Origin of the sequence: Collimonas fungivorans Ter331 (assembly GCF_000221045.1) — a bacterium.
In the GTDB taxonomy this organism is placed as follows: Bacteria; Pseudomonadota; Gammaproteobacteria; order Burkholderiales; family Burkholderiaceae_D; genus Collimonas; species Collimonas fungivorans_A.
On sequence record NC_015856.1, the window covers coordinates 1,274,038 to 1,290,938 of the forward strand.

13 protein-coding genes, 1 tRNA gene and 3 pseudogenes are annotated in these 16,901 nt (G+C 56.1%); 5 read left to right on the top strand and 12 right to left on the bottom strand.

Annotated features, from left to right (window positions below):
- Positions 1–132: 132 nt before the first annotated feature.
- Complete coding sequence (gene fabF / locus CFU_RS05645; RefSeq protein WP_014005075.1) at positions 133–1,425, bottom strand: beta-ketoacyl-ACP synthase II; 1,293 nt, start codon at positions 1,423–1,425, stop codon at positions 133–135.
- On the bottom strand, positions 1,422–1,625 hold the full coding sequence (locus tag CFU_RS24805; RefSeq protein ID WP_041741367.1) for a hypothetical protein: 204 nt from the start codon (positions 1,623–1,625) through the stop codon (positions 1,422–1,424). Before CFU_RS24805 ends, fabF begins: the two co-directional genes overlap by 4 nt.
- A 273-nt stretch (positions 1,626–1,898) precedes the next feature.
- On the opposite strand from CFU_RS24805, the gene CFU_RS24375 reads away from it, so the two are divergent.
- The 3 genes from CFU_RS24375 (at position 1,899) to CFU_RS05660 (ending at position 4,714) form a co-directional block, all read left to right on the top strand.
- Positions 1,899–2,231, top strand: coding sequence for a hypothetical protein (locus CFU_RS24375; RefSeq protein WP_148264768.1), 333 nt, complete (start codon positions 1,899–1,901; stop codon positions 2,229–2,231).
- 102 nt (positions 2,232–2,333) lie between these two features.
- Entirely contained in the window at positions 2,334–3,305 is a 972-nt protein-coding gene (locus tag CFU_RS05655; RefSeq protein ID WP_041743039.1) for a LysR family transcriptional regulator, read from the top strand.
- 86 nt (positions 3,306–3,391) lie between these two features.
- The gene (locus tag CFU_RS05660; RefSeq protein ID WP_014005077.1) at positions 3,392–4,714 is read left to right on the top strand and encodes an MFS transporter; all 1,323 of its coding nucleotides are present in this window, start codon (positions 3,392–3,394) and stop codon (positions 4,712–4,714) included.
- A gap of 241 nt (positions 4,715–4,955) precedes the next feature.
- Here the strand turns inward: CFU_RS05660 and CFU_RS05665 are convergent, their stop codons facing one another.
- Both CFU_RS05665 and CFU_RS05670 read right to left on the bottom strand, forming a co-directional pair.
- On the bottom strand, positions 4,956–6,329 hold the full coding sequence (locus tag CFU_RS05665) for a hypothetical protein (protein WP_014005078.1): 1,374 nt from the start codon (positions 6,327–6,329) through the stop codon (positions 4,956–4,958).
- Between the two features lie 11 nt (positions 6,330–6,340).
- Entirely contained in the window at positions 6,341–7,273 is a 933-nt protein-coding gene (locus CFU_RS05670) for a fatty acid desaturase (RefSeq protein WP_081466416.1), read from the bottom strand.
- A gap of 140 nt (positions 7,274–7,413) precedes the next feature.
- Between CFU_RS05670 and CFU_RS25505 the strand changes: the two are divergent.
- A pseudogene (locus tag CFU_RS25505) lies at positions 7,414–7,779 on the top strand (transposase); the annotation flags it as partial.
- A 24-nt stretch (positions 7,780–7,803) separates the two neighbouring features.
- Positions 7,804–8,008, top strand: a pseudogene (locus CFU_RS25510) (integrase core domain-containing protein); the annotation flags it as partial.
- Positions 8,009–8,516: 508 nt separating this feature from the next.
- On the opposite strand, the gene CFU_RS05685 reads toward CFU_RS25510, so the two are convergent.
- From CFU_RS05685 to CFU_RS05720, 8 genes and pseudogenes are all read right to left on the bottom strand, one after another.
- Positions 8,517–8,592: transfer RNA gene (locus tag CFU_RS05685), tRNA-Thr, on the bottom strand.
- Positions 8,593–8,663: 71 nt separating this feature from the next.
- Positions 8,664–10,154, bottom strand: a complete 1,491-nt coding sequence (xylB, locus tag CFU_RS05690) for a xylulokinase (RefSeq protein WP_014005082.1) — start codon at positions 10,152–10,154, stop codon at positions 8,664–8,666.
- Positions 10,155–10,230: 76 nt separating this feature from the next.
- On the bottom strand, positions 10,231–11,640 hold the full coding sequence (dalD, locus tag CFU_RS05695) for a D-arabinitol 4-dehydrogenase (RefSeq protein ID WP_014005083.1): 1,410 nt from the start codon (positions 11,638–11,640) through the stop codon (positions 10,231–10,233).
- A 48-nt stretch (positions 11,641–11,688) separates the two neighbouring features.
- On the bottom strand, positions 11,689–12,831 hold the full coding sequence (gene ugpC / locus CFU_RS05700; RefSeq protein WP_014005084.1) for a sn-glycerol-3-phosphate ABC transporter ATP-binding protein UgpC: 1,143 nt from the start codon (positions 12,829–12,831) through the stop codon (positions 11,689–11,691).
- 82 nt (positions 12,832–12,913) lie between these two features.
- Positions 12,914–13,603, bottom strand: coding sequence for an HAD-IA family hydrolase (locus tag CFU_RS05705; protein WP_041741368.1), 690 nt, complete (start codon positions 13,601–13,603; stop codon positions 12,914–12,916).
- A gap of 8 nt (positions 13,604–13,611) precedes the next feature.
- A pseudogene (locus CFU_RS05710) lies at positions 13,612–14,394 on the bottom strand (carbohydrate ABC transporter permease); the annotation flags it as partial.
- 29 nt (positions 14,395–14,423) lie between these two features.
- On the bottom strand, positions 14,424–15,353 hold the full coding sequence (locus CFU_RS05715) for a carbohydrate ABC transporter permease (RefSeq protein ID WP_014005087.1): 930 nt from the start codon (positions 15,351–15,353) through the stop codon (positions 14,424–14,426).
- Between the two features lie 174 nt (positions 15,354–15,527).
- Entirely contained in the window at positions 15,528–16,868 is a 1,341-nt protein-coding gene (locus CFU_RS05720; protein ID WP_050808486.1) for an ABC transporter substrate-binding protein, read from the bottom strand.
- Positions 16,869–16,901: the final 33 nt, after the last annotated feature.

A 16,901-nucleotide genomic window follows, 5' to 3' on the forward strand; every position in this document is an offset into this window, starting at 1 on the left:
TGACTAGAACTCGGATTGCGCGCGACGCGGCCTCGCCATCCCGCGCAAGCAATGTAGATGGGCGCATCGACCGCCGGCCGCAGACTGGTTGTCGGCAGCCGGGCATTTTCGTTTTCGGCATGAACGGCGTAATCAACGCACATTCTCCTTCCGTTCAGCGGAGAACCGTTGAAAGAGCACCGAGGCGTTGACTCCGCCGAACCCGAACCCGTTGGACAGCGCTATCTCAATTGGGGCGCGACGCGCCGACGGCCCTATCAGATCGAGGCCAATCGCGGAATCGTCGAGATGCTCCAGATTGAGGGTTCCGGGAAGCACCCCATCCCTGAGAGCAAGAACTGAAAACGCTGCCTCGATGGCGCCCGCCGCCCCCAGCAAATGTCCCGTCGCAGACTTGGTAGAGGAAATAGCCGGCCCCGTGCTGGTTCCGAAGATAGTCTTCAAGGCCGCAATTTCTCCCGCATCGCCAACCGGCGTCGATGTAGCATGGGCGTTGACGTAGTCGACACGCTCGGGGGCTATTCCCGCCATCGCCAGGGCCAGCCTCATCGCCCGCATGGCGCCATTCCCATCGTCGGGGCCGGCCGTCATGTGATAGGCATCTGCGGTGGTTCCATAGCCAATGATTTCGGCGATCGGGATGGCGCCGCGTGCTATGGCATGGTCCAGCGCCTCTACCACTAACATTGCCGCGCCTTCACCCATCACAAACCCGTCACGGTCGCGGTCGAATGGGCGCGAGGCGCGAACAGGCTGTTCGTTGAAGCCCGTGGACAAAGCCCGCGCCGCCGAGAATCCGCCAAGGCTGACTTTGTCGAAAGCTGCTTCGGCGCCGCCTGCCAGCACAATATCCGCTTCTCCCGCACGAATTAGGCGCATCGCATCACCGATCGCCTGTACGCTAGCCGCGCAGGCGGTCACAGGGCAACCGAGCGGCCCCCGAAACCGATGCTTAATCGATACTTGGCCGGCCGCCAGATTCGCCAGGAAGGACGGAATGGTGAAAGGCGACAGCCGCCGCACGCCAGGCGATTCACCTATCCTTACCGCATTGGCCAGTCCGAGAAAACCGCCGATGCCCGACGCAATGATGGTCGCAGTGCGCTCGCATTGATGGTCGGTTTGCGGAGCCCATCCGGCATCTGCTAGCGCCTCCTCAGCGGCGACCATTGCCATCTGGATGAAGCGGTCCATCTTTTTCAACTCTTTGCTCGGAATGGAGATTTCGGGTGCGAAACCGCCCTCGGGATCGGCTGTCCTGTCTTGCACGGTACCGCCGACCTTAACAGGAAGATCGCCGACAATTTCGTCTCCCAGCACGCGAAGTCCGGAACGTCCGTCAATTAGGCGCTGCCATACCAGTTCCGTGCCACAACCCAGTGGAGAAACAATGCCCAGCCCCGTCACAACCACACGGCGCATCATTCTATCTCCCTCTCTCGCAGCAGGGCCCGCCGAGAGGCATCGGTCAAGCTTTTCATCTTGCGACGCAGCTCTTTAGCTTCCGCTTTCCCCAGCTTCAGAAGAAATTGAACATCGTTATAGTTAAATTCCGCAGTCATTTCACCATCCATATACATCTGGGTAATCATTCGCAACTGTGACGCCGCGACCAGGAACCACATCCAGCAAGACATCCGAAAACTCTGTCGCATTAAGGTTTTTATAAAAAATTCATCATTTAAATTCACTGATCTGTGAAGCCAAAAAATCCTTAATGTGACAAAACCTAAATTCGCCGCACAAAATAGATAGGCAATTCTGTAAATTTTATGTAGCGTGTTGCCACTCTTCTGAACTGCTTTAGTTGGGTGAAAAAACGTTCAATCAAATTACGATTGCGATACTGGCGCCGGTCAAATTCTCGCTGTTCTTTCCGATTCTTTCTCTGCGGGATAATGGCCGCGGCATTTTTTATTGCAATACAAGCAAGCTATTTGCAACATCAAAAATTTGCCTTGCAAAATCGGGATGGCTATGAATTTTTTGGCAGCGCCAGCAATAAGCTGGTGAGCTCGCAGAATCGAACTATCGAGAGACACTTCCTCAAAACAACATCTTCGGGTGCCCCGCAAAAGCGTTCTGCCATACCTTCATGTCCGGCCACCAACACCATTCCGTGGGAAAATTCACTGGACAAATCGCGCCGCGGACTGTCCGTGCTATCTGCGGCACCATCTCAACAAATGACCTGCCCGACATATCGCATACTGTCCGAGCCGAAAATTTGAAAACAACAGAACCCTCTTGGAACGCTTGAATTCTCGCCTGAATTCCTATAAGTTTCCAATAATCAATTATTATCAGGTATATAATTCCAGCTAATGATGAACATGGCCGACCCAATAAAACCAAGAGTCAAATCGAGCTTGCTTAACGATCGCCTCGACTGGAATCTGCTACGGACATTCATGGTGATTGCCAAAGAGCGCAGCATCAGTCGGGCGGCAGGTAAGCTGCACCTCACACAACCCGCAGTAAGCCAGGCGCTTAAGCGACTTGAAGATCAGTTAGGAAAAGTCCTAGTCAAGCGGAGCGGATCGCACTTTGAGATTACGCAAGCGGGAATGCTCATCCAACGGCTTGCGGAGGAAATTTACGGCAATATTTCACAACTGGCAGCTGCCGATGGCGATATCGATGATCGGGACATTTCCGGTGTCGCCCGCTTGTTGGTTGTCAGCGGAATAAGTTCGACCAGCTACGATGATTTTTTGGCGAAATTTCATCGCGCCTCACCACGTATTGACCTGCAAATTCAAGTGATGAGAAGCGCCGACATTGTCAATGCTTTGCTTCAAAAGACGGCAACGGCAGGTATCAGCCCGGACTATTTGCTGCCAAAAAAAATCCAGCAACAGCTATTTATTCCACAGAAATTTTCTTTTTTTTGCGGAAGACATCATCATCTGTTCGGGCGGTCGAACCTCACTGTTGCTGACCTGCGCGACGAAAATATAGTGTCGGTGTCAGGCGACCAGATCGGTGACAATTTTTCGAAACTTACTCTATTTCGCGAGCAAAATGGATTTTCCGGCCGTGTAGTCGCTTCCTCAGCAAGTATGACCGAAATGCGTCGACTCATTTTTTCAGGATTTGGAATTGGCTGTTTGCCTGAGGAAATCGCGCGTAGCGACGTCATGCAGCAAAGACTCTTTCGACTTCCTCCGGACGACGGCGTTGTTAATGTCGATTTGCATTTATTATGGAATATCGAACGTAACTATTCTCCTGCGGAGTCGGTTTTTCTGGACAGCTTGAGGTCCTATATTCCGCAACATGCCGACAAAGCAGACGTCGGGTAAGAATAAACCTTGACCCAGATCTGGAACCAACACGAATATGTCATCAATCTGCTCAGAACGATAGCTCTCACTGTGGATCAAGTCCCATGTCTTCTGCAATTCACATCTCTCACTCTCGTCGGGCTGCAATTGCCAGTTTTGTAGGCACAACAGTTGAGTTTTACGATTTCTATATCTATGCTACAGCCGCAGCCCTTGTGTTAGGCGAAGTCTTCTTTCCAAATCTCAATCAATTTCAAGGCACGATGGCGTCGTTTGCCACGTTTGCAGTCGGCTTCATTGCTCGACCATTGAGTGGCATGGTATTCGGTCATTTTGGTGACAGGTTAGGACGCAAGAAAATGCTGGTTATTACGATGTTCCTCATGGGCATTGCAACGACTGCCATTGGCCTGCTTCCATCGTATGGACAAGTTGGCATCTGGGCTCCGGCTTTGCTGATTTTTTTTCGTATTTTGCAGGGAGTTGCGGTCGGCGGGGAATGGGGGGGGGCCGTGCTCATGGCATGTGAACACGCGCCGGCCGGGCGCAAAACATTCTTTGCGTCGCTTCCTCAAATGGGTAGTCCTGCGGGACTGATCCTGGCGCTTCTATCGTTCCGGGCAGTGGCATCAATGTTTCACGAAAATCTCATTTCTTGGGGATGGCGCATACCTTTCCTGGCGAGCTTCGTGTTATTGATCATTGGGGTGTTCATCCGCATAGGAGTAAGTGAGTCTCCGGAGTTTGAATCGGTTGTGAAGGCAGAGGGACTTGCCAAATTTCCGGTAGCTGAAGTGTTACGCACTGCATGGGTGCCAATCTTGCTTGGCGCCGGCGCGATAACCATCAGTACCGCCGGCTTCTTTTTCACCAATACCTTTATGATTTCCTACGTGACAAGCTATCTCGGCATGCAAAAGTCGACGATTCTTGATGTCCTCCTGGTGGTGACGATCATTCAATTATGCTCACAACCCATTTCGGCATTGCTTGCGGAACGTTACGGCAATGCTCGGTTCCTGATGGCCGCAGCGTTGCTGTCAATGTTGGCACCCTACCCAATGTTCTTGCTGGTCAATACGCAAGACCCGGTCGTCATGATCGTCGGCATTTCATTGGCTGTGATCCCTTTGTCTGCTGTCTATGCTGTCATTGCCGGCTTTATGATCGCAGTGTTCCCAACGCATCTGCGTTACTCGGGGATTTCGATCGCATATCAGTTCTGCTGCGCTGTGGCAGGAGGGACGACCCCTTTAATTGGTGCGCTAATCGCCGGCAACTATAAGGGGGAGTGGTTACCTCTCGCGCTGTATTTCAGCTTGCTAGCCAGCGTATCATTTGTTTGTATATGGAGCCTTGCACGTTATCAACGTCAACAACTATTCACGCTAAACGTGGCAGTAGGAAAATCGTATGGGATGAGTTAGTGCATCGCCGATTTTGAAGAAAACGCATGAGTGTTCGCTGGCGAAGTATCGTGAAAAATTTTCGCAACAGATTACTGATAGCAAGCCATTGTTACGAGGATGACGGTCTGGCATAAAATCCGACACTGTCCATACTGGTTCGTCAAAATGCGTGACAGTGTCGATAGTCTAACGCCAAGCAACCCAAGCCCATGCGCGACAGGCACGAAGGCCTCCACTGCGATGTCCTGCGAGGCAGTAGTCATCCAGTCTGCGATTCCAAGTTCTTGGTTCCGTCTTTAGTAATATGCGGGCCATCTTCCTGCCGTGCATCAGACCCAAGCTGGAGACGTACAATTGGGCCAGTTGGAATTGGGATTGTCATTTGGCTCAGGCGTTTGAAACGAGTCAGCCCGATCACAACAAGTACAGCAGCGGATGAAATCAACCCGGATAGGAGTGACAGCAATTCGACACGACCGGCAAAGAATCCTATCCATCCCGCAAAGTATAAACCGAGGGAAGTGACAAAACCGGCGCCCATGATAAATTGTGCGGCTTGCGGTAGCATTACGATGCCTCTCTGCAAGGCGATAAAAAGAACGGCAATGCTGGCGATGTACACGATATTGACTGCCACCATGGTGTCAATAATGGCCTGCCCGCGAGCGGCAACAATAGCGCCGGCAAGCGTGATGATAAGCATCAAAAGGGAATGTGGCACTTGCCGTTTTGTCGAAATGGTTGACGCAAGGGCTGCAGTCATTGCACGGATGATCGCAGCGCCGGATCCAAGCGCAGCAGACAGAAGAACCAATAACAAACCGATTGATACGCCTGTTCCGGCACGCCCTGTGAATTGCATGAGCAAAAATGGTATGACCTGCTTGGCATCAGCGAGTCCATTCAGCATGCCAGCCTGGCGTGCGGCTAACACTGCTGCTGCGGGAAGAAAACCTGTTAGGAACAGAAATCCTGCCGCAAGCAGGCAACCGAGGATCGCATCAATCGGGCGCCGTGCCGCAATAACGAATTGCTGGTAATCCGCACCTGTAATAACCAGAAAGACGATGGCGACCATCGTTACGAACAGTTCATATGGCCGGGCCAAATGGACGTCTTGCATAAAAAGCGGTACCGCTTCCACGTAAAGATGTAGGCCATCAACGTTACTCAGCGCATACAACAGCGCGAGGTTACTGGCAACCAAGCAGAGAGAAAACAATTTCGAAGCAAGACGTAAATTAAGCGAACAAGCAGCAAGAAGCAACGTGAGAGAAAGCGCATAACTCAGCCCTGCCGGCAAACCGGCCAGCTTAAGAATCGCAACGCTGCCATGTATCTGGGCTGCCAATACACCAGCCATCCAGATGAGCGACAGAAGCGCAACACTATTTTTCATTTTTGCGCCATAAGCCCGTCCGAACACATCCCATATCTGCATGCCAGAAGACCAAAGTCGTCGAGAAAATAGCGCGAGAAAAACCATGCCGGTGGCGGTCGCCATTGCGTAGATGCTGCCAGCCATGCCGAGTCTGAGCGCCAGTTCCCCTGATCCGAACAAAAAGCCGATGCCATAGCTTGCGGAAACGAGCAGTGCGGCGATATGGAGGAAGTTCAAATTGCGCGACATCATATATTTCTTCCTTATCCGTTACTCTGGATAACAGCGGCTTTTCCGTAAAAATATGCACTGCAGCGCACACTTCGCTCCATATAGTGAGGGAGTTTGATCAACATTTCATGTGTTTGATGAAGCCGGTAATAGGGAACGGCTGGCATCAGGTGGTGCGTGAGGTGGTACCCATTATTTCGAGGATGCACGATCCAACGCCACGGACTCAACGTTGAGACATCTCGTGTGAATGAGAAAATTCCTCCTGGCTCAAGGCCAAAATGGTCACACATCTCTCGGAATGTCGTTACCAGATGGAACATACTCGCTTTCGCGATCATCCAAAGGGCAAAGAAGGTTAGTGCAAATTGAATATTCATCACGATAACAGCCATCGCGAGAATCGAGAGCCACCAGAAATAAATATAGGCGGATCGCTTGAGATTCAGGTCTGGTATACCGAGATGTCCCATGACAGAGCCGCGCCAGCATCCGAACGAGAAAATATATTTTCGATAAGTCAACCACCACGACGATTGCTCTCCCGTGATTGAAGTAATGTAATCAGGATCGCGCAATGGATCGCCAAGAAAGGCGTGATGTCGTGAGTGCAATTTGCGGTAAATCGCCAGGCTATTGAAAAGCGCTGGGGCCAAGAGAAATGTTGCAATCAGATCATTTGCCTTGTCCGAATTGAACAGATTACGATGGCCAGCGTCGTGTAGGAGGTTGCCCATCGCGCGCTGTCTATTTGCTACGACAATTATCGCTACTGGTACTGCATAGCTTCCCGCGCGCCAGACAAAATAGGTCATCGCTAGAATCGTCAGCCAATCAAGTGCGATGTCCAGCAATACGCGCATTTCGTTTTTTCGCTGTAACTCACCATAGGCTAAATCGCTATCTTTCAGTGCCCTGTGCAAGTCAATTTGGTCCGCGCCAATACCACATCCGTGATTCATCATTAAATAGCTTCTCGGACTTCTGTTTCAGTTAAGGGAGTGAACTCTTGCAATAGATTTGGATTGGCCCCTTGAATCACAGGATACGTGAACACCTCTAAAATAAGAGACAGCCTTGTGACTAGTTTTAAGCCTATGCAAACATTGAACAATTCGAAGTATTGACGGAATCTGAAAGGCATCAGCGCATCCACCGCAGGAGAAACTGGTAAACGTCCAGGAAACATTCGAAGCCGGGAAATCCATCTCTCCGGTGGCCCGCCAATGTGGCGTGGATGCAAACCAGGTTTTTTGCTGGCGCAAGCAGTACCAGGAAGGTAGTCTGATTGCAGCCTTTCCCAAGCCTTGAAAGAAATCAAGGAGCTGCAGCGTATTCTGGGCAAGAAGACTAGGGAGAACGAAATTCTGCGTGAAGTGCGGTCGCTCAAAAAACTGGATTGGGCACTCGCCATTAGTGCCGCGAGACGCCGATGAAAAAGGTCTGTGACGTTCTCCGTGTAGAGCGCTCTGCGGCAGTAGTACGGCTGCACCTGTCCGGGCAAAGTAACGGCATGGCTGAATCGTTCGTGAAGCCTATGAGGCATGATTACATCGCCTTTTTGAATAAACCGGATCTGCCTACGGCGCTCAAGCATCTGGCCGCAGGATTTGAGCATTACAATGAGCGCCACCTGCACAGTGCCTTGAAAATACCGTTCTTGTATGGAGTTCAGGCACCGGACGACATCGCTAACTTAAAGGTGTCATGGTGTTCTGAGTGACAGGGGCAAATCCAAGATTCACTTATTAATCTAGAGCGAGGACAAGAGATGATACGTCGACGCTCAGCACACATCTTTAGCTATGTAGAAAGGAAAACTCAGGATCTGCCTTGCGCGCACACAACTGCCGCATGACGGAGGCAAACGCGTCAATGTGAATGTAACAAGGAATTGCAGGAAATGTGTAATGGCCTCGACCTTCGCTGGACCACACGATCCTGGCAACAAGATGGAAGTAGCCATACGGGGTTCCAAATACCCTCCAGCCCATTGATATACTTGGAAACCGCTACATCGCAAACCTATTGTTCCCTGTGCTTCCCGCCATAAGAACGCATCGATTATCAAGGCATTTCGAGGCATGATCAAATAATTGATTGTTATACGGCGTATAATTTTCCCTAATAGTGTTCTACCCCGTTTTATTGTGATTACGCCGAAATTATGCCAAAGTGGCTGCGGTACTGCATGAAATAAGGAATGTCTGGTGCCGGAGAGAGGAGTCGAACCCCCGACCTCTTCATTACGAATGAATTGCTCTACCAACTGAGCTACACCGGCACTACTTTTGCAAAACACATGCAAGAGTACAAATATATTCTAGCAGTAATCAATCACTAAATTAAAGCAATTCAATGCCCCGGCAGGGCGGCATCTGCATTACGTTCCGGGCGGCAGCGATAAATTTCGCGGTAAGCTGCCAGCCGCGGCTGCAGTGCCGCGTGGCGTTGCGCATTCGGGGTGAATGCTTCACGCAACGGCGGCTTGGCGCAGATGACGGCTTCCTTTCCAGGCTGGTCGTTGGCAGCAAGCCAGGCCAGGCGGGCAGCGCCTAGTGCGCCGCCGGTTTCGCTGCCGACATGGGTCACCATGCGCACGTTCAGCGCATCGGCGATCAGTTGCGCCCAGTACGGACTGCGCGAACCGCCGCCCACCAGAGACAATTCCGTAACTTCTGTGCCGGCTGTATGCAACGCAGCAAGGCCATCAGCCATGCCGAAGGTGACGCCTTCGATCACGGCGTAACCGAGCGCGGCGCGGCCGTGGGCGTGCGACAGGCCGTGGAATACGCCTTGCGCGTAGGGATCGTTGTGCGGGGTGCGTTCGCCCGACAGGTAGGGCAGGAACAGCGGCGCGTTTTCCAGTGCGGCCGAATCGAGCTCGGCGATTTCGTTCAGCAATGTGGCTTCGTCAACGCTCACCAGCCGGCAGAACCAGCGCAGGCAGCTGGCGGCCGACAGCATCACGCTCATCTGGTGCCAGCGGCCGGGCAGGGCGTGGCAGAAGGCGTGCACGGCCTGGGCCGGATTGGGACGGAAGCGGTCGTTGACGACGAACAGCACGCCTGAGGTGCCGAGCGAGACAAAACCGTCGCCGGGGTTCACCGCGCCTATGCCTACCGCACTGGCGGCGCCGTCGCCGCCGCCGCCGGCAACGATGACTTCTGGCGACAAGCCCCAGGCGCTAGCCACTTCAGGCAGTAGCGTGCCGGACGATTCTCCGCCTTCGACCAGGCGCGGCATGTGCGAGCGGCGCATGCCGGTGGCTGTCAGCAATTCATCCGACCAGTCGCGCTTGGCCACATCCAGCCAGAGCGTGCCGGCCGCATCGGACGGTTCGGATACCTTGTTGCCGGTCAGTTTCAGGCGCAGCCAGTCCTTCGGCAGCAGCACCATCTGCATGGCGGCAAATACATCCGGTTCGTGGTGCGCCAGCCATAGCAGCTTGGGAGCGGTAAAACCGGGCATGGCCAGGTTGCCGGCGATCTGGTGCAGTTGCGGCGCGCGTTCGGTCAGCTCGACGCATTCGCTGATGCTGCGCAAGTCGTTCCATAGAATCGCCGGGCGCAAGACGCGGTCTTGCGCGCCGAGCACTACCGCGCCATGCATCTGGCCGGACAGGCCGATGGCGCGCACGGCGCGGAACTCCGCCGGCGCTTTTGCGCGCAGCTTGGCGATGGCTTCGCCGGTAGCCTGCCACCATTGTTCCGGATCCTGTTCCGACCAGCGCGGCTGCGGACGCGATACGGTGAGTGCGCTGCCGGCGTCGGCTAGTAGCTTGCCGGCCTGGTCCATCAGGACGATCTTGACTTCCGAAGTGCCCAAATCGATGCCGAGATACATATCCCCATCCTATTGTATTTTTATCAGTGACTGTTAACACATGCGCGGCCACAGATGCTGCCAGCGCAGCATCCTGTCAGGTCTGCTGGGCAAGCCAGTTTTGTACATGCACCAGTGCTTCCCGCAGCGGCAACTCAAGCTGCGGGCTGCCAGCTAGTGTGCCCCATAAGGCGGGATCGGCGCAATAGGCGCGCACCGGGTCGGCGCTGGCGAGCATGGTCCGGGTGGCGGATTCGTCGAAGATGCCGTCCTGATAAGCATAAGGCAGCTCGTTTTTTGCCCAGCGTTGCAGGAACAGGAAGAAAAGCGCCGGCAGGACCAGGGTGGCGTGCGGCACCGCGCCACGCGCGATGCATTCCTGCAGGGTCGGCACGATGAAGCCGGGAATTTTGGAGAAACCGTCGGCGGCCACGCGCTGGTTGCTGTCTTGGATATTCGGATTGCCGAAGCGTTCCAGCACCACGTCGCGATAATTCGCCAGATCGAGCGGGCTCGGCGTCAGGCAGGGAATGACGTCCTGCGTGACATAGTCATAAGCCATTTTACGGATATCCGGCCGGGCGCAACTTTCATGGATATAGTTCAGGCCGACCAGCGTGCCGGCCCAGGCGATGCAGCTGTGGGTCGCATTGAGTATGCGGATCTTGGCTTCTTCATAAGGCAGCACTGACTGCACCATTTCGACGCCGACTTTTTCCAGGGCAGGGCGGCCAGCGGCGAACTGGTCTTCGATTACCCATTGGATGAACGACTCCGCCATCAGCGCGCAGGGATCGGCCTGGCCGGTTGCCTGCGCTACGCGCGTCCTGACTTCTTCAGTAGGACGCGGCGTGATGCGGTCGACCATCGAGTTGGGGCTGCTGGTGTGGTCGCTCACCCATTGCTGCAGAGCGGTTTCGCCGCGCAACGCCAGGAACTGCAGCAAGCCATCATGAAACCGCTCGCCGTTGTGGCGCAGGTTGTCGCAATTGAGCAGGGTGACCGGGCCGCCGTTGGCTGCGGCGCGCGCGCGCAGGATGGCGGTCAAGGCACCGTAGATGGTATTCAGTTCACCTTGCAGGTCGGCCGCCAGGTCCGGATTGCGGGTGTCCAGGCGATGGTGGTGGTCCAGGTAATAACCGGCTTCGGTGACCGTGAATGAAATGATTTTGGTGGTGCTCCGGGCGCCGAACGCCGTCAGTTCCAGCAGCGCCGCATCCCACGGCACGATGGTCTTGATCGAGCGGATCGTTTCGTAGTTGCGCACGCCGCCCGGCGTCACGGTTTCCAGCGTATAGGCGCCGCCCTGGCGCTCCAGCGCATCGAGCAGCGGCGTCATGTCGTCGCGGATGTTGGCCAGCGCCAGCGACCAGCCGGTGTTGCTGGCATCGCCGGTTTCCATCAGATGATGCAGGTATACCGCCTGGTGCGCGCGATGGAAGGAGCCTGCGCCGATGTGCAGCCAGGTATTGCCGGCGGCGTCGGTGGTGGAGGAAGTGGCTTGCATGGTGAGTCCTGAATAAATAATGGCGAACGCCGCTTTGATAAATAATGGTTATGCCGTCTGTGCCGAGGCTGGATGCGCTTGCCCTGTTGCCGAGACAGTCGCATCCAGCCGGCGCAAGGCACGGCCGCTCTGGTCGAACAGATGGCAACGCTGTGGATCGGCCGACACGCCGATTTCGCTGCCGCGCTGCATGTCCACGGTATCGGCCACGCGCAGCACCAGCGGTTCTTCGGATGCGGTGGAATCGGCGTACAGATAGGAAAAATCGCCCAGCGCTTCCAGTACCGTGAACTTTGCCTTCAGCATCGGATTATGCGGATCGAGCATCAGGTGTTCGGCGCGTACGCCGATGCTGACCGGGTCGCCGATCTGCAGGCTGCTGCCGTCTACCGCAACCGACTGGCGGCCGCCGCTGGCCAATTCGACCAGCACGCCATGGGTGGCGATGGCCGCTACCTTGCCGTCGATGAAATTCATCTTGGGAGAACCGATGAAACCGGCGACAAAACGATTCGCCGGATGATGGTAGAGCTGCTGCGGCGAGCCGACCTGCTCAACCCGGCCGGCCGACAGCACCACGATCTTGTCGGCCAGCGTCATGGCTTCGATCTGGTCGTGGGTGACGTAGATCATGGTGGTCTTGAGCTGGTCGTGCAGCCGCGAAAATTCCAGGCGCATCTTCACCCGCAAGGCCGAATCCAGGTTCGACAAAGGCTCGTCGAACAGGAATACGCTAGGCTCGCGCGTGATGGCGCGGCCGATGGCGACTCGCTGGCGCTGGCCGCCCGACAGGGCTTTCGGCTTACGATCCAGCAGATGATCGATGTGCAAAGTCTTGGCGGCGCGCTGCACCGCGGTGTCGATCTCGGCTTTCGATTTGCCGGCGATCTTGAGGCCGAACGCCATGTTGTCGTACAGCGTCATGTGCGGATACAGCGCGTAGGACTGGAACACCATGGCGATGCCGCGCTTGGCCGGCGGCACATCGTTCATGCGTGTATCGCCGATGAACAGGTCGCCGCTGCTGATGTCTTCCAGGCCGGCGATCATGCGCAGCAGCGTGGATTTTCCGCAGCCGCTGGGGCCGACGAAGACGACAAATTCGCCATCCTCGATGTCGAGGTTGATGTCGCGCATGACTTCATTGTCGTCGTAGCTCTTGATGAGGTTTCTGATAGTTACGCCTGCCATGATGGTCTCCTTCTGTTTTGTTCTTGGATCGTCGCCACGGATGGCGGCGACTCAATATAAAAATGCGTAAAAATGCGTGGCATCACGCCGTCTGTCTGCCGAGCAGCTCTGTCAGTTGCTGCATGTCGTCGAATATCCGTTCGGCGCCGGCTGCCAGCAGCCGGGCGCCGGCTTGCTTGCGGTCGTGCGCCACGCCGGTGAAGCCGATGACCCGGATGCCGGCGGCGACTGCCGAACGGACGCCGGTGATGCTGTCGTCGATCGCAATGCATTGCTGCGGCGCCACGCCAAAGCCGGCAGCGGCAGCCAGGTAGACGTCCGGCGCCGGTTTCGGACTGCCCAGTTCGTGGCCGCTATGGATGTGGCCGTCAAACAGGGGCAGCAAATCGCAGCGCCGCAGGCCGGCGTGGATGCGCTCCAGGCTGCTGTTGCTGGCGACTGCTTTCGGTAGGGCGATTGCAGCCAGTGCTTCCCTGACTCCGGGCACCGCATTGACTTCCTCGCTGCAGGCGCGGCCGACCACGAGGTTGATGGCGTCGTAGTCCGCCGCGCCCAGTCCCAATTTGAACGCGATATCGACTTCATCCAGCAGCAGGTTGGTCATCATGCCCAGCCGTTCGGCAATTGCGCTGTGCAGCGCTGCTCCGGCCTGCAGCATGGACGGTGGCAAATACGGCGTCAACTCGCGATGCAGGACAGTGAGAGCGATGCTCTCGCTGTCGAGCAAAACGCCGTCGCAGTCGCAGATAAGGTGAGTGATATGCGAGGTCATCGTTAGTCTCACTTCACCGCGCCGAAAGTAAGGCCGCGCACCAGCTGCTTTTGCGCCAGCCAGCCGAGCACCATGATCGGAGCGATCGCCAGCAGCGAGGCGGCCGACAGCTTGGCCCAGAACAGTCCTTCCGGATTCGAGTAGGACGCGATGAAGACGGTCAGCGGCGCGCCGCTGACGCTGGTCAGGTTGATGCTCCAGAACGCCTCATTCCACGACAGGATGATCAGCAGCAGGGCGGTCGAGACCAGCCCCGGCATGGAGGTCGGCAGCAGCAGGTACACCATTTCCTGCCAGGCGTTGGCGCCGTCGATGCGCGCCGCTTCCAGAATTTCCTTGGGTACGTCGTTGAAATAGGTGAACGCCATCCAGACCGCGATCGGCAGGTTGATCAGGGTGTAGATGATGGTCAGGCCGGTCACTGTATCGAGCAGGCCGGTATTCTTGGCCAGCAGGTAGATCGGGATCAGTACGCCGACCGCCGGCATCATCTTGGTCGACAACATCCACAGCAGCAGCTTCTGGGTCCGCGCGGTAGGGAAGAACGCCATCGCATACGCTGCCGGCACCGCGATCAGCAACGACAGGATGGTCGAGCCGAGCGAGACGATCAGCGAATTGCCGACGAAGTTCATGTAATTGCTGCGCGCCATCACTTCATGGAAGCTTTCCAGCGTCGGCCAGAAGATCAAGGTCGGCACGTAAGCCTGGTGCTCGGTCTTGAAGGCGGTGATGGCAACCCAGAAGATAGGGAAGAACAGAATGATGGCGCAGGCCCACGCCAGCAATCCCAGCCACAGGCGGTTTTTGTTTTTAGCGCTCATTTTTCGTTCGCTCCTTTCAGGTTCTTCGCCATCATCCGTACCAGGAAGAACGACACAATATTGGCCAGGACCACGGCGATGATGCCGCCGGCCGAGGCGATGCCGATATCGAACTGCTGCAAGCCGATCGAATACACCAGGTAAGCCAGGTTAGTGGTAGCAGTGCCGGGACCGCCGGCGGTGGTGGTGAAGATTTCGGCGAAAATCGACAGCAGGAAAATGGTTTCGATCATGATCACCACCGTGATCGCACGCTTGAGGTGGGGCAGCACCACATACCAGAACACCCGGATCGGTCCGGCGCCGTCCAGCTGCGCCGCTTCTTTCTGTTCCAGGTCGAGCGACTGCAATGCTGTCAGCAGGATCAGGAAGGCGAATGGAATCCATTGCCAGGCGACTATCATGATCACCGACAGCATCGGATATTCGGCCAGCCAGTCGATCGGCTCCAGTCCGATCAGCCGCATGACCCATGCCAGCAGGCCGTAGACCGGGTGCAGGATCATGTTTTTCCAGATCAGGGCAGCGACGGTGGGCATCACGAAGAACGGCCCGATCACCAGCAGGCGGGCGATGCCGCGACCGAAGAACGGCTGGTCGAACAGCACCGCCAGCAGCGTGCCGGAGACCACGCTGATGACCAGCACCGAGCCGATCAGCAGTAGCGTATTGAGGATCGACGGCCAGAAGGCCGGATCGTTGAACAGGAAAGCGTAATTGTCCAGCCCGACAAAACCGGTTGCTTCCGGCATCATCAGGTTGTAGCGGATGACCGAGAAGTACAGCGTCATCGCCAGCGGCACGATCATCCATAACAGCAGCAGGAATACCGAGGGCGTTTGCAGCAGCCGCACCGGCTTGAATTTGCTGGCGTTTGGCCGTACCGGCGCGGCCGCGTTGGCGACCTGGGCGGAAGGAGTCGACATGATTTACCTCTTACATTATTGCGCGCCGATTGGCGGGGGTAGGGTGGGCACATCGTGCCCACGCGTGAATGTGCTCCGCGTATTTAACTGCATTGGCTACCGCGTGAGTCGGTACTCCGTTTATCACGGTCACGCGTGGGCACGGGGTGCCCACCCTACGGATTACTTGCGCATTTACTTGATATAGCGTCCTTGGCGCATCACCCGGTCCGCCTGCGCCTGCGATGTCTGCAAGGCAGCATCGACAGTCGACTTGCCGGCCAGTGCGCCGGCAATCGCCTGACCGACTACCGTGCCCAGCGACTGGAACTCGGGGATCGTCACGAACTGGATGCCGGTGTAAGGCACTTTCTGCAAGGTGGCGTCCTTGGTGTCAGCCGATTGGATCGCGTTCAGCACGAAGTCGGAGTAGGGCGCGGCCTTCTTATATTCAGGCGAAGCGTAAGTCGACATGCGGGTGCCCGGCGGCACCAGGCCCCAGCCTTTTTCCTTGGCGACCAGCTGCACGTATTCCTTGGAAGTTGCCCAGGCTGCGAATTTCTTGGCGGCGTCCTGCGATTTCGACGATTTCGGAATCGCCAGCGACCAGATCCACAACCAATGCGAACCCTTAGGCGTGACCGCTACCGGCGACGGCGCAAACGCTACCTTGCCGACCACTTTCGATTCCTTGCTGCTGTAGATCATGCCGGCTGCTACCGTGGCGTCGATCCCCATGCCGCATTTGCCGCTGGAGAACAGCACCAGGTTTTCGTTGAAGCCGTTTGAGGTGGCGCCTTGCGGGCCGTACTTGTGCAGCAGGTCGACATAGGTAGTGACCGCGTTTTTCCACTCGGGCGAGTTGAGCTGCGGCTGCCATTTTTCATCGAACCAGCGGGCGCCGAAAGTATTGACCATGGTGCCGACCAGCGCCATGTTCTCACCCCAGCCAGCGCGGCCGCGCAGGCAGATGCCGGCGATGCCGTTCTGCTTGTCGGTCAGCTTTTCGGCGAAGCCGGCGATGTCCTGGAAGGTCGGGTGTTCAGGCATTTTCAAGCCCTTTTCCGCAAACAGGTCCTTGCGGTAGTAGGTCATCGAGCTCTCGGCGTAGAACGGCAGCGCATACAGCTTGCCGCCTTCGGTCAGGCCTTCGCGCACGGTCTTGATCAGGTCGGCCTCGTCGTAGTTGGCAGGCAAGCCTTCCATCGGCGCCAGCCAGCCTTTCTTGGCCCAGATCGGCGCTTCATATGCACCGATCGTCATCAGGTCGAACTGGCCGCTGCCGGTGGCGATGTCGGTGGTGACGCGCTGGCGCAGCACGTTTTCTTCCAGCACTACCCAGCGCAGCTTGATGTCGGGATTGGCTGTTTCGAAATTTGTGGAGAGTTTTTGCAGTTCGATCATGTCCGGATTGTTGATCGTTGCGATGTTCACGGTAACTGGTGCGGCCCAGGCGCTGCCACAGAATATAGCCAGCAGGCTGAGTGGGGCCAGGGCGGCTGAAAACGAGCTTGCGCGGATGCTGCGACGTTTCATGTTTGTCTCCATTGTAGGAATGATTAATACGCC

What these genes read in the sequence shown, in the direction of transcription:
- fabF (WP_014005075.1), bottom strand. Translation starts at nt 1,425, where the DNA reads ATGATGCGCCGTGTGGTTGTGACGGGGCTGGGCATTGTTTCTCCACTG.
- CFU_RS24805 (WP_041741367.1), bottom strand. Translation starts at nt 1,625, where the DNA reads ATGTGGTTCCTGGTCGCGGCGTCACAGTTGCGAATGATTACCCAGATG.
- CFU_RS24375 (WP_148264768.1), top strand. Translation starts at nt 1,899, where the DNA reads ATGGCCGCGGCATTTTTTATTGCAATACAAGCAAGCTATTTGCAACAT.
- CFU_RS05655 (WP_041743039.1), top strand. Translation starts at nt 2,334, where the DNA reads ATGGCCGACCCAATAAAACCAAGAGTCAAATCGAGCTTGCTTAACGAT.
- CFU_RS05660 (WP_014005077.1), top strand. Translation starts at nt 3,392, where the DNA reads ATGTCTTCTGCAATTCACATCTCTCACTCTCGTCGGGCTGCAATTGCC.
- CFU_RS05665 (WP_014005078.1), bottom strand. Translation starts at nt 6,329, where the DNA reads ATGATGTCGCGCAATTTGAACTTCCTCCATATCGCCGCACTGCTCGTT.
- CFU_RS05670 (WP_081466416.1), bottom strand. Translation starts at nt 7,273, where the DNA reads ATGATGAATCACGGATGTGGTATTGGCGCGGACCAAATTGACTTGCAC.
- xylB (WP_014005082.1), bottom strand. Translation starts at nt 10,154, where the DNA reads ATGTATCTCGGCATCGATTTGGGCACTTCGGAAGTCAAGATCGTCCTG.
- dalD (WP_014005083.1), bottom strand. Translation starts at nt 11,640, where the DNA reads ATGCAAGCCACTTCCTCCACCACCGACGCCGCCGGCAATACCTGGCTG.
- ugpC (WP_014005084.1), bottom strand. Translation starts at nt 12,831, where the DNA reads ATGGCAGGCGTAACTATCAGAAACCTCATCAAGAGCTACGACGACAAT.
- CFU_RS05705 (WP_041741368.1), bottom strand. Translation starts at nt 13,603, where the DNA reads ATGACCTCGCATATCACTCACCTTATCTGCGACTGCGACGGCGTTTTG.
- CFU_RS05715 (WP_014005087.1), bottom strand. Translation starts at nt 15,353, where the DNA reads ATGTCGACTCCTTCCGCCCAGGTCGCCAACGCGGCCGCGCCGGTACGG.
- CFU_RS05720 (WP_050808486.1), bottom strand. Translation starts at nt 16,868, where the DNA reads ATGAAACGTCGCAGCATCCGCGCAAGCTCGTTTTCAGCCGCCCTGGCC.